The organism is Acinetobacter sp. RW6 (assembly GCF_041956835.1).
In the GTDB taxonomy this organism is placed as follows: domain Bacteria; phylum Pseudomonadota; class Gammaproteobacteria; order Pseudomonadales; family Moraxellaceae; genus Acinetobacter; species Acinetobacter calcoaceticus.
In genome coordinates, this window is the sequence record NZ_CP167121.1 from 2,688,200 (window position 1) to 2,701,472 (window position 13,273).

11 protein-coding genes are annotated in these 13,273 nt (G+C 34.7%); 5 read left to right on the top strand and 6 right to left on the bottom strand.

All coding sequences use genetic code 11. The annotated features are described in order from the left end of the window. The first annotated feature begins 9 nt into the window (after positions 1–9). On the top strand, positions 10–873 hold the full coding sequence (locus tag ACB088_RS12710) for a LysR family transcriptional regulator (RefSeq protein ID WP_375037136.1): 864 nt from the start codon (positions 10–12) through the stop codon (positions 871–873). 25 nt (positions 874–898) lie between these two features. Here ACB088_RS12710 and ACB088_RS12715 read toward each other — a convergent pair whose 3' ends face one another. Beyond that, positions 899–1,498, bottom strand: coding sequence for a TetR/AcrR family transcriptional regulator (locus tag ACB088_RS12715; protein ID WP_375037137.1), 600 nt, complete (start codon positions 1,496–1,498; stop codon positions 899–901). A gap of 121 nt (positions 1,499–1,619) precedes the next feature. Here ACB088_RS12715 and ACB088_RS12720 point away from each other — a divergent pair, with 121 nt between their 5' ends. The 4 genes from ACB088_RS12720 (at position 1,620) to ACB088_RS12735 (ending at position 5,230) form a co-directional block, all read left to right on the top strand. Next, on the top strand, positions 1,620–1,949 hold the full coding sequence (locus ACB088_RS12720) for a darcynin family protein (RefSeq protein WP_375037138.1): 330 nt from the start codon (positions 1,620–1,622) through the stop codon (positions 1,947–1,949). A 334-nt stretch (positions 1,950–2,283) separates the two neighbouring features. Continuing rightward, complete coding sequence (locus ACB088_RS12725; protein WP_375037139.1) at positions 2,284–2,925, top strand: HIT family protein; 642 nt, start codon at positions 2,284–2,286, stop codon at positions 2,923–2,925. Beyond that, the gene (locus ACB088_RS12730) at positions 2,922–4,178 is read left to right on the top strand and encodes a phosphotransferase (protein WP_375037140.1); all 1,257 of its coding nucleotides are present in this window, start codon (positions 2,922–2,924) and stop codon (positions 4,176–4,178) included. The genes ACB088_RS12725 and ACB088_RS12730 overlap by 4 nt, the downstream gene beginning before the upstream one ends. Next, entirely contained in the window at positions 4,163–5,230 is a 1,068-nt protein-coding gene (locus ACB088_RS12735) for a thiamine-monophosphate kinase (RefSeq protein WP_375037141.1), read from the top strand. Before ACB088_RS12730 ends, ACB088_RS12735 begins: the two co-directional genes overlap by 16 nt. A gap of 91 nt (positions 5,231–5,321) precedes the next feature. On the opposite strand, the gene ACB088_RS12740 is transcribed toward ACB088_RS12735, so the two are convergent. The 5 genes from ACB088_RS12740 to ACB088_RS12760 all read right to left on the bottom strand — a co-directional run bounded on the left by ACB088_RS12740 (position 5,322) and on the right by ACB088_RS12760 (position 13,218). Then, positions 5,322–9,128 carry a DUF4365 domain-containing protein gene (locus tag ACB088_RS12740; protein ID WP_375037142.1) on the bottom strand — a complete coding sequence of 1,269 codons (3,807 nt, stop codon included), beginning with the start codon at positions 9,126–9,128 and terminating at the stop codon, positions 5,322–5,324. Between the two features lie 120 nt (positions 9,129–9,248). After that, positions 9,249–9,800, bottom strand: coding sequence for a TetR/AcrR family transcriptional regulator (locus ACB088_RS12745; RefSeq protein ID WP_375037143.1), 552 nt, complete (start codon positions 9,798–9,800; stop codon positions 9,249–9,251). 687 nt (positions 9,801–10,487) lie between these two features. Beyond that, a complete protein-coding gene (locus ACB088_RS12750) occupies positions 10,488–10,979 on the bottom strand; it encodes a flavin reductase (protein ID WP_092710192.1) in 492 nt (163 codons plus the stop codon). Between the two features lie 187 nt (positions 10,980–11,166). Then, entirely contained in the window at positions 11,167–12,210 is a 1,044-nt protein-coding gene (locus ACB088_RS12755; RefSeq protein WP_004703605.1) for a methionine synthase, read from the bottom strand. Between the two features lie 21 nt (positions 12,211–12,231). Next, a complete protein-coding gene (locus ACB088_RS12760) occupies positions 12,232–13,218 on the bottom strand; it encodes a DUF1852 domain-containing protein (protein WP_375037144.1) in 987 nt (328 codons plus the stop codon). Between the last annotated feature and the right edge of the window lie 55 nt (positions 13,219–13,273).

Below are 13,273 nucleotides of genomic sequence, written 5' to 3' on the forward strand. Positions count from 1 at the left end.
TGGAAAGGTATGAACTGGGACGATACTAAAATTTTGTTAGCTATAGGGCGAACTGGCGGGTTGAGCCGCAGTGCAAAATTGCTTGGTATTAGTGTTTCTACCGTACATCGCAGAGCCGCTGAACTGGAGAAAAGTCTCAATGCGATTCTTTTTTCTCGAGATAGTGATGGCTATACACTCACCCACGTTGGAAAACATTTTTTTTCTTTGGCTGAAAAAGCAGAAGAGCATTTAATAGCGATGGAACGCTACAACGATCAAGGACAGCAATCATTGTTCCGCATTGCTTTACCTGAGTTAATTGGGCAACAGTTGCTTCAGTCAAAGCTAACGGCATTACAACTAAAGCATCCAGATTTACAATTAGAAATCTCAACGAGTGTCGTTCCTGTTGATTTTTCTCGACGGGAAGCTGACATTATTCTTCGACTTGTTCGACCTGAAAGTGGGCGTTACATTATTCGGCGACTTGGCCAACTGGAGTACGGACTTTATGGTAGTAAGGATTATCTCGCCAGTTTCACAGAGCATGCTGAAACGGCTAATGATTTACTGAATCATCGTATAATCGGTTGGGACAGAAGCCTTCAATATACGTTCTTAGCCCAATGGATGCGTGAACTCATCCAAGATGCAGCCCCTGCTTTGTCTTTTGATAACATGCACTCGCAACTACGAGCAGTCATTGAAAGACAAGGAGTTACAGCCCTGCCTTGTTTTGTTGCAAAGGCTTCGGGTTTAGTGCCAATACTACCTGAGCAAACTTTAAAACAAGATGTGTGGTTAATGCGTCATTTAGATACTAAGAATAGTGACTATTCAACATTGATTAGTGAGACGATTGAAAAAGAACTACAAGAATATCTGTTGTAATAAAAATTAGCTTTTATTCTAATCTTTAAGTCAAATCCAAATAACCAAATACAGCCTTTTCAACGCGCTGTTGTAAATGATTTAAATCACTTTCCCCTGCTATGCCTGCCGCGTTGATCATCCCTTTACTTAAAGCAATCACATCTTGTGCGGCTGTCTGTGCATGTGAAATGCCAGAACGAATAAACAGATCAGAAATTATAGTTTCAAGCTCGTGTTGAAGTTCACTTTCCTCAATATCTTTTCCAATGAGTTCAGAAGCAAACTCTAGTGTTCGCGCTAATTGTGGACGGCTCAATTGATGTTGCACAGCAGCTTGTATGATGAGTTTTAGTTTTTCTTTTAAATCTGTGGCGTCAGTTTGCTGTATGGCTTCAACAATACGATTTGAAAAATCAACCCGCTCACGCCGAATTAATTCGACAATTAGGGCATCTTTAGATGGAAAGTATTGATATAGGCTACCAATACTTACACCAGCAAGTTCAGCCACGGCATTTGTGTTAAATCCAGCAAAGCCTAATGACTCTAAAATGCGAGCAGCCGCCTCTAAAATAGCTTCAAATGTAGCAACTGAGCGGGCTTGACGCGGGCGTTTGCGTGGGTCTGGAAGTGTTTCTGACATGGGCCGAAATGCGAGTATGTAATGTGAGCAATCACTCATATACTGACTGAGTCATATTGATATGACAAGTAAATGCAGTCTTTTCAGTTGAACTACAACTCGGCCCAGTTATGGAGTGGTTATGTCTAGAACCTATACTTTTTTTATTCATTTAAGAGCATTGCCTGCTTGGTTGGCTTTAGCCCGTGAAAAGCGAGCTGAGTTTAGTACACAAAAGCTTGAACCTATTTTTGAGAAGTACCCAACTGTAAAAGTTCGTTGGTATGACGTTGAAGCGTTTAGCACTAAAGCGAGTGATATTGCTGTGTTTGAGACGGCATCTTTGCAAGATTATTATTTTGTGATTGATGCGATTCGAGACTCTGAGTTTTGTACAGTTCCCTACTTTGAGTTTGTAGAGATTATTCCTGCAATTGAAGATGGGTATATGGAGTATGGGAGTTCTTTATAAAAATTGCGGAAGACCTTTTAGCTTTGCACAGATGCTAACCTTGTTATGAATTTTAAATTCTCTAACAAATTTCTGAAACACCAATAACTAACTACTAAACTAGTGGTGCGTTATACCTGACAAGCTTAAGCATATATTATTTCAACACATGTACTGTAAAAGAGTTGCCAATTGCAGCTTTTTTCTATTTGTTTTAAGAGTTAATTCTAAGCCGCATTTTATATATAAATTAAATTCTTTTTTAGACTATAAAATAGCTTTAAGAAAGTGTTTATTTTTTGATATATTAAGACTTAATAAATTCATACTTATAAATTTATATAAGAGGTATTACATGGTTAATGATTGTGTGTTTTGTAGGGAACTAAATGGTAGTCGTGACACAAATTTCGCCGAACGATATCCAGAAATTAAAAGTAGAGTTATTTTCGAAACAGAATCACTGGCTGCATTCCCCTGCATTGGGCAACTAGTTTGTGGACATTTCCTTATCGTACCCAAGAGTCATGATTGCACGTTAGCACAAACACAGAAAAGACTAAGCAATTTCAATCAAGAGTTATCTCTTATTCTTAGAGAAGTACATTTAATATTAGGATTTGAATTAAATGATAGCCTGATTTTCGAGCATGGAGCATTAGGGCCTAGTGATGGCAGTTGTGGTATTTACCATGCACATCTCCATGTTTTACCATCAACTAGCAAAATTGCTGCTTGCAAACTCTATAATTTTCAGAATAAAGATCCTATAAAAAATCTTGAATCTTTATTAAAAAATATACCTGTTGATAAACCATATATTTTTGCTGGAAATATGAAAGAGGGTTTCTATCATTCACAGCTAGAAGAAGCATTGGCTAGCCAGACCCTTAGAAAAGCTATTGCTAATCAAATTAATAATAGTCAATGGGATTGGCGAAATGCTAATCGGGAAGAATACATGCTTTCGACTCTTAAGCAGGTAGGCTTAGTATGAATACTTTAGTTAATCCCTCCTCTACGCCTTCTATTAATTTTGAATTTAGATTCGACCGTAATCCTGAATTACATTCTGAAAAAGCTAATATTAGAACCTCTTTAGTACAAAGCTTAATTGATACTCAGTTTAGTAGGTATCAAACACCAGTTGAGAAAATAGATTTATATCCTGTGGCACGTGCAGGAAAAAGTGGAAGTGAGGTTTTTTATTTAGATATCTATTTAGAATCAACTAGCCAACCCAAAAGCTTTATAGCTAAATTTCAGGATATCTACCAAACAAATTTTGAAAAAGATTGTGCTCAAATAGCAGAATTTGGATCTTTATGTCCAACAGTAATGTGCACAGAAAATAGAGATAAAGATTTAGGCCTAATCGTATATGCCTTAGCTAAAATAAAAAACCATCAGGAATTCCGAGGATTCTTTTTGGATGAAGATAATGATTCTGAGTTATGTGCTTTAGCTATTAAATCAGTACTTCAAGAAATTAATTTACATGAGAATACAGCTATAAATCTTCATAACTTTGTAGATGATTTTAGCAACTATATTAATCGTAGACACCAACCAATTGGAAAAATGCAATCCATTATTTCCTCAAGTCCAAGCTATCTTCCACTCGCTCAGATAGCTGAACGTATTTATTTAGCTTATCAAAAAATACAAAGTGATTTTAATTTCGAGTTTATCCCCTGCCTAGTCCATGGTGACTTACATGCTCGTAATCTCATGCTCAATGCTAAAAGGCCAGATCAAACTGAATTAATTGATTTTGGCTGGACCCATTATGGTCATCCTGCTAAAGATTTTGTTCTTCTTGAAATAACATTAAGGTATATGTTGCTCTCCGAATTACTCTTGGCCACTAAGAAGCGTCAAAGAAATGATCCATTTCATATACCTTTAAAAATTGTTGATAAACTTGAATTTTTCTTAAGTAAAAACTGTTTTACTTTACCAAGTTATGACGAATTAATTAAAGATATTGATGAACAGAACCTTCTTCATGAATACCAATTGAATGCCATTAAACGCGTCTATCTATGTTTAATCGAAATTCGCAAAGAGGCTGGAAGAGTTTTAATAGAATTTGTTAGTAAAAATAATTCAAAATATTCAGCGGAACAAAACTATTTTGCTAGTTTATTTTTAGTTACATTAGGGCTAAGTGAGTTTCCAGAAATGGAATATATATGGACACTAATTGGCTTAGATAAGATGGGAGCAGCAATATGGCAATATCATTAACTGTTTCAGACTTGGGTGAAATTCAATTATTGAAAGAAATATTTATTCCTGATGTTACTTCGCATACAGATGAAGTAAATGATGATTGCGCTCATTTTCAAGCTAATGGAAACATGCTTTGGTCAATTGATCCTTGCCCCACACCTATGGCCAATTGGTTTGGTAAGGCAACACCAGAAGTATGGGGTTGCTATACAGCTATTATAAACTTATCAGATATAGCAGCTTCTGGTGGAACACCAGTAGGTATGTTGGTGTCTTTAGAAATTCCTGATAATACTCCTGTTGAATTTCTTAAAAGATATCAAAAAGGATTGATGTCTGCCTTAGAAAAAGCAGATGCAAAATTACTAGGAGGTAATCTCAAAAGTACTGTCAAATTTGGAGCAACAGGTACTATTATCGGTAAAACTACTAAAAGACAAGTTACCCGAAAAATAGATCAAAAAGATTGTACGATCTATTTAGTTGGCAAATCTGGTCGTTTTTGGTCCTCTGTAATTGGAAATCATCTTGGGTGGGATAATCTCTCTATAACATTACAAGATGAGTTAAACGAAGCTCTATGTTTCCCCACTCCACAGACAAAAGCTGGACAAGTAATTGGTTCATTGGATTTTGATGTTGCATGTATGGACTGTTCTGATGGTGCAGCAAATGCTCTGTTCCAGCTTGCTCATTTAAACAATCTAGATATAACCGTTCATAACAATATCGAATGGGATCTTAATCCTCAAGTTAGAGAACTTGTATTAAATAAAAATATTAATTTAGATAATATTTTCTATAGTTTTGGTGATTGGCAGTTGACTTGTGTAGTGCCAAATGAAAATAGTGTGATATTTGAAAGTAAGCTCAATGATTTTGTTCTTACAAAAATAGGTCATACTCAATCAGGTATAGGTAAAGTTAAAACTGAAGATGGACGTGTTCTTAATAATAAGAGTCTTAATCAGAACTTTTCTGGTGGATATAACTCAATTAATACGATAGAGGATATGATTAGTAAATTTATGGATATACCAATATTTATTGATGATCATCTGAACTAGCTCACCGAATTCAAATTAAAGTTTAATATTGGCCTCACCTCTTTAATTTTAAGTGTATTAATAAAGTAGAGTCTAAAGACTCTACTTTATTTCAAATAATCCCATCAAAGCTTTCTAAATATTGATACTCTCTTGAGCCTTTTAAAAATGAAGCTTTTAAATTCTCAAAAGCTACTCCCTTAATCTTATCATTCATTTTTTTGATAACATCTTTTAATAAAAACTCATTTTTATACATAGTTTCATTTAAAAAATCCGCAACCTCTTTATATTTAAGCCATAATTCTTGATGAGCTTTACTTACTAAGCTATCAGCATCTATTTCTATTTTTCGTTGTAATCCACAATATATAAGCCAATTATTTAGAATATCTTGTGGATCTAATGTAGGATTAGACTCTAATAATTTACCTATTAGACTCAACAAAACTTCTACTGATAAGTTAGCTATATCTACAGAGTTAAACATATTTATAAATAGACTTATTTTATCGCTAAAGCTTTCTCTTTCTGCAAGAAGCTTATCAAAAACTATTTCAAATCTCGTATCTTCATAATTGTAAATCTCAGCACCCCCTAAATAATAGTTAATTAATTTACTCAATAAATCAAATTTCATACTAAAACCTAAAATCCCAAGTGAAAAGAAATCAACTATTTTTTCGAAAAATGTTTCTTCATTCAAAATATTTTTATAAAAAAGAAAATTCAAAACATTAAAAACATTAGCACACGAAATATACGAATTATGTTTTTCCATTAAAACACTCAAATATAAATCATCAGTTAAAAACACCCCATCTTCATTTTTCGAAACACAATCATAGTTAAAAAAATTGTTATCACTATCGTCAATCAAATGCAATTTTTCTATATTATTTTGAATTGATCTTAAAATAGCACCGGAAATCTGACTATTAGGAGAAACATAGTTATGAGTAGTTAAATTTATTCTCTTAAAAACTGAATCTAAGATTGAAAATTTTGGTAGGGTCTTTAAAAAAATATCTAACACATTCAAATCATTCAAAATTAATAAAGACGTTTCTTCAATTAAAATAATATTAGAACTTTCAACAAGTCTAAAAAAAACTTTAGCTTCAATTTGAGGAGAATGAGTTATTTGATATTCCGTTTCTTCTTCCTTACAACACTTTGACAACATCCAAGTTGTGTAAACATCTCGAGTATTTTGCAAAAACTTTCCACGCATGAAAAATGGTACAGGCAGTTCCCTACTCCTCAATTTTTGCTTATTACTTTCCCATTTTTCTTCTAGTTCTGGAGTGACTCCAGTTAATTTCTTTAAAGAGGCTAAAAAATCTTCAGCACCACTCTCAACATCTACATGGCCTCGTCTTAAAATTGTTGAATCAGGAAAGTTCTCGAAATATCTATTACTTCTTTCTTGGTAACTCTCAAGTTGTGCATCATTTTCAAAAGGCTGATGTAGCATACATAATTGTAAATAGTCACCCTCTTCCTGAACACTATTTTGATCAACTAAATCTCCATATTTTAAAATAGCTATTTTTAATTTATTGATATAATTTGGATTATTTGCATATACCTCAATCAATCTTCTAATTAGATATTTTTTTTCATGCGGTTCTTGGCTTCTAACTAAATTATTTTCCAATATATCTACGACTTCATCTATAAATCCCAATGAAAAACATAAGTTAGTATAAAAATCCTGATTTAATTCTTCTGTATTATCTTCATGAATAGCTTCACGTATTATATTATAAGCATTCCCAACCTTACCTTGATTTTTTAGTGCAGCAGCCTTTACTAATTTCCACTTAGAAATAGCAACACCTTTAATTATATTTTTCTCTGCTAATGTTTCTGCTTCCTTCCATCGACCTGTTGTAAAAAATGCTTGCGCTAAATCTAGATATCTATTTTTTCTAAGTTCTCGTATATTCAATACTTGCTCAGCTAATTCAATTATTTGATTTGCAGATATGGATTCATGAGGATTTAAATATGGTAATAGTTGTTCTGCTATAACTATAGGTTTTCCTAATTTTAAATAAGTTTTATATAAATCTTGAGCAAACTCATTACGTCGACTTTTATCATTATTTGATGCCGTTACAAATTTTTGAATTGCAAGAAATGCCTCACCTTCTGGTAGTTGTTTAACAATATTTTCATATTTTTCAACTAACTCTTTTTTAAACATCGCCTCAGCAATTTCAATACCATTACAAAAAATTGCAGGTATGTTATCTTTTTTTGAGTTGATTAAGAAATTTTCATATTTATCAATAAAATCTAAAGATTGTTTATATTTCTCCAAATATGCGTAAGAAAGAATTTTAATTCCACACTCATCCACATCCAAACTATCTAATTTATCTAGTAACTCTATAGTCTTTTTATAATTTCGCAAATTAAATAGTATACGGATATAAGGTCTTATTATTTCTTTATTACAAGGCCTTTCAATCAATAAAACATCAAAATAATCTGTTAATTCATCTAATCTATTAAAATATCCATACACTAGAGGACTGATATCCATAAGCATTACTACATCACGTGGATAACCTAATTTTTTTGCAGAACTCCACGCCTTTTTTAATAGTTCATAAGATAATTTCATCCCTTCAATATCATAATTTGCAAGCCCATCAAGTGGTAAAATTTCTCCAAATATTCCTATCTGCTGTGAAGCCTTATGAAAATATCTTCGTGCTGCTAAAGAATAAAAATCATATTTTTTTCTTTCATTATCAAAATCTAAGTTAATATTTTTATCTATAATCTCATCTAGCTCTTGATATAGCTCCCCCATAGTGCATATTCCCATTTGAGCAGTTATCTCATTAGGATATTTCTTTTTTAAAAAACTTAAGGCTTCTAATGGTTTTTTAAGTAAAGCAAGAGACTTGGCTTTAATAACACATTTAGCAAAGTTTCCATCATCTAAAGAATTCACTATTTCTTCAAGTTCCACCTCCGATGGCATAGAATCAAGTTTAAATTTAGATTGTAGATATGCTAATTGATAACGTTCCTTCTGCTCCTTTGCATATGATAGTTTATATAGGCTTTCTGCCTCATCAAAAAAACCGTCATAAGAGGAAATATCAGCTTTTTGATAATAGAACTCGGCAAGCTCATGATTAGTGAAACTATCCTTTTTTTCTTCTAACTTATCTAATATTTTTTTTGCATCTATAACACGATTGTTTGTTAAAAAATCAGAACAATTTTTCAAATCTGTAGATACTTCCCCTTTGGGATTATCTATCCAAGGTGCCTCACCCTGTAACTCAATGGACTTTAAGAAAATAGGTTTTTCATCTATAACTTGTGTAATTCGACTTAAAGTTTCGACTACTGGTTTTTCATGTTCACTAATACCCTTTTTAAGCTCATTAAAAGCTAACTTCTCTTGAAATCTACTTGCATAGAAATCATAGATATCTAAATCTTGATCTAAAATATTTGCTTTAGGGATATTTATTGAAATGCTTTTTTGATTTACTAATTTCTCATGATTTTGAGCAAACCAGTTATCATCAAGCCAAAGATAATAGATCGGACATTCATATAATTTTTTTTCATCACAAATATCAACGACAGCTACCATGACTAAGGGTTCCTGACGATGATAATATTCTAATGTACTAGTTTTAAAATCATATGATATTAACGTATTTGCTGAATTGTAAGCAGGAGCTGTAGTGCCTTTAAGTTGTAAATAGAAACTAAACTCAACATGGCCAGTATTATTTTTTAGTTGTATTAGATAATCTATTCCAAAATCTGAATCACCATCTTGCTCTTTATCTATCCAATTATGGGGCATATGGATAGCTAAAACTTTTTTAGCTAAACGACCAATTCTCTGACTTTCACCTTCTCTAGGTAAATTTGTCATAATTATTGCCCCTATCTTGCTATTTTTACTACTAAATTCACTATAGTGACTTTTAAAAAATTAATATAGTTTGAATAATAAAAAACTGAAGACATTCTAATTATTCCTCTAAAAATATTATCATCTCCTCCCCCAAAACCTCTCCAACACTACATCCCGTTCAACCAAACTGTTAGAGCTTAAAACCTGTAGCATCAAGCCATCAATTAGGTTTAAAACCATGTTGGCATCGGGATTAAATGCATTGGTTTCTAAACTAAAGACCAGATCAAAAAGCTCTCGAAGTAGCCATTTTCGATATTCAATAGCCATGCGGTAAGCCGTTGGATAAAGCTGTTTTATTTCAAAAATGGCTTTAAACAAAAGGTGATAAAGGCTATTTACATCGACATGTAAACGGACAATTTCTTTGAGTTTATCGCTTGGTTTTGAGTAGCGCTGTGAGTAGACAATTGCCAGAACTTCTTCTTTCAGTCGGCTTTTTTGAAAGCTTATACACGTTTCTATGAGCTTTTCTTTGGAGTGAAAGTAGTTATAAAGCGTGGCTTTCGGAATTTTAGTTTCTTTGGCAATCAGGTCTACGCCCGTGTTGTGAAATCCATAGATGTTAAATAGATCCACTGCGCTATGAATAACTTTTAATTTTTTTGAAGCCGTTTCTAAAGTTGGCATAGTTTTACCTTTTTAAATTCTTGTTGTTTCTAAATGAGATAAAAAGCCTGTGCCCTTTTTGGGAGAAAAAAAGGCACAGCAAAGCCGTAAGACGGTGCTTAACACATCTCAAATTTTATTGTTGATATAAGTTTTTAGTCGTGACGCGCTAAAGCTTTAAAACGTATTTTCAATTAAACAGTTTTAAAGATGAGCTAAACGATATTGGAATAAAAGGCTTGGCAATGGTTGCCAATAAAATAGAAATGTTGCGCATGAGCGAACTCCTTAGGTAAAAGAAGTCCTACCGCATTACTGTCAAATAATGGTGGCAGAACGAAAGAGGGTTGACAGACTGAACCTAAGAATCAGCACACCCGAGGGTGTCCCCCTTCCGTCCTACCGCAACAAAAGGGGGACGAACGAGTCTACATTAAAAAAAACGAGTTTTTTCAATGTGCTTAGGTTCCGGCCTGTCATAGCCGGCTGGCAATGTAGGCCAGCAGGCAAAGGATAATCTGAGAGTTTAGATGTGTCAATGTAGCTTTTATGACAAGTATTTAAATTTATTATTATTTTTCATTAGATTAACTTAATTATTACTTTAGATATTATATTTAATTGTATTTTTAAATTGAGTGAAGCGATCCATGCTTATTCATTTCTTATTTAAGCTTTTAATATGACTAAACAAGACGCAAAGTGGGTTTAGACAGTTTCCGTCTGCCCCACTTGGTGATAAGCACGATTAAAATAAACCAAACTTTGGTCATGCTGGCTTTGTTTAATCGCAACAATCGGACAAATCAGAATAGTGTGTGTTCCCACTTGTTGAATTTGTTCAATCTCGCAATCGAAACTCACCAAAGCATCGTCCAACACAGGTGAACCTGTTTCTAACTCAATCCATTCGCCATGTTTAAAGCGTTCTTCTGGTGTGAGCTTAGATGAAAATGCTTTTGAAATATGTTCGTGGTGCGCGCCTAAAACATTCACAGTTAAGATTTTGTTATCTAGGAAATGTGCATGTGAGCTTGCAGATTGGTTCATACATACCAATAACGTCGGAGGTGTGTCAGTCACACTACAAACAGCAGAGGCAGTGAATCCAAAACGGCCAGACATGCCTGCCGTAGTCACAACACTAACCGCACTTGTGAGTAAAGACATTGCATTTCTAAAGTCTGTTGCTTGAACCATGACATTATTCCTAAATTGAATCGTACCTTGTCCTGAGTGTTTGCTATACCGCCCAACTCCATCAGGAAGGTACTTTATCGACATGAGTCCTGATTAGAACTACATGTAGTAAGTAAAATGAGGGTTACTTGTTTGATTATCAACTGCCATCAAAAAAGTAACCCTTTATACCACTTATTGGTAAATATTAAGCAGTAAGATCAAAACCAGTAAGTTCTCTGCGAACGATTTCTGCACCTGCCGTTAAAGCATTTAACTTGCCACGTGCCACTTCACGTGAAAGAGGCGCCATACCGCAGTTTGTGCAAGGGTAAAGCTTGTCAGCATCTACAAACTGAAGCGCTTTACGAAGTGTGTTAGCCACTTCTTCTGGTGTTTCAATTTGGTTAGATGCGACATCAATTGCGCCGACCATGACTTTTTTACCACGAATGAGTTCGAGTAAATCAATAGGCACATGTGAATTGTGACATTCTAACGAGATGATATCGATGTTAGATTTTTGCAGTTTCGGGAAAGCTTCTTCGTACTGGCGCCATTCCGAACCTAATGTCTTTTTCCAGTCAGTGTTAGCTTTAATGCCGTAACCATAGCAAATGTGAACCGCAGTTTCACACTTAAGGCCTTCAATTGCACGCTCTAAAGTTGCAACGCCCCAATCATTTACTTCGTCAAAGAAGACATTAAATGCAGGTTCGTCAAACTGAATGATGTCTACACCAGCAGCTTCTAACTCACGCGCTTCTTGGTTCAAAATTTTTGCAAATTCCCAAGCAAGTTTTTCACGGCTCTTGTAGTGACCATCGTAAAGCGTATCAATCATAGTCATTGGGCCAGGTAATGCCCACTTAATTGGTTGATCCGTTTGCTGACGTAAAAATTTAGCATCTTCAACAAACACAGGCTTTTGACGAGACACCGCACCTACTACAGACGGCACGCTTGCATCGTAACGGTCACGAATTCGGACTGTTTCACGCTTCTCAAAATCTACGCCATTTAAGTGTTCGATAAACGTGGTCACAAAGTGTTGGCGGGTTTGTTCACCATCGCTCACAATGTCGATGCCAGCAAGGCGCTGTTCGTGCAACGCTAAACGTAGCGCGTCTTTTTTACCTTCAAGCAGACCTTCATTTTCAAGTTTCCAAGGTGACCAAAGCTTTTCAGGTTCTGCAAGCCAAGACGGTTTAGGTAAGCTGCCAGCAGTTGAAGTTGGTAATAATTTTTTCATGATCAATGACCTATATGTTGATTAATTAGGAGCGTAATTAGCAGACCACTGCTCAAGAATCGCTTGGTATGGTTTGATAAATTGCTCTTCAACAAACTTCCCCTGCTCAATAGCCAAACGGCTACGTTCTTCTCGGTCATACACAATTCGAGTAAGTGAGTAATCTTCATTCTTCAAACTTGGCTGATAAGATTTTCCAGCAACTGAATTTGCATTGTAAATTTCAGGGCGGTAAATCTTTTGGAACGATTCCATGGTGCTGATGGTGCTGATCAACTCAAGGTTGGTGTAATCACTCAGCAAATCACCAGTAAAATAGAACGCCAAAGGTGCAGCACTGTTTTTCGGCATGAAATAGCGAACTTTTAAGCCCATTTTTTGGAAATATTCATCAGTTAATGAATAGTCTTCTTGCTTGTATTCCACACCCAAAACTGGATGTTCATTTTCAGTGCGGTGGTACACTTTAGTGGTTGAAACACTTAAGCAAATCACTGGCGCTTTTTTAAAGTTGGCTCTGTAAGTCTCAGAGTTAATAAAGCTCTTAAACAAATTACCGTGCAATTCGCCAAATTTCTCTGGAGTGCTAAAAGTAGACTGATTTTTATTGTGATCTAACAAAAGCACACTAAAGTCATAGTCACGTACATAAGACGAGAAGTTGTTGCCTACAATGCCTTCAATGCGTTCATTGGTTTTTTTATCAACAATATTGGTTTTCAAGATTTCAATTAAAGGAAGTGCACTGTTTTGGCTTGCAGCATCAACATTCATTTCAACTGAAATGATTTCAAGCTCAACGCCATAGCGATCGCCTTTAGGGTTGTCCCAATGAGCTAAAGCATTAAAACGATTGTCGATCATCTGTAATGTGTTGCGCAGATTCTCTTGACGGCTCATCCCTCTCGCCAAGTTAGCAAAGTTGGTTGTAATACGCGTATTGTCTGCTGGACGATAGTTTTCATCGAAACAAATACTCTTAATCGTAAATGTAAATTCTTTACTCATTTTGATCAGTACCCTAATTTCTGAGATAAACCTAAAAATATTTCGAGCTCTTTTT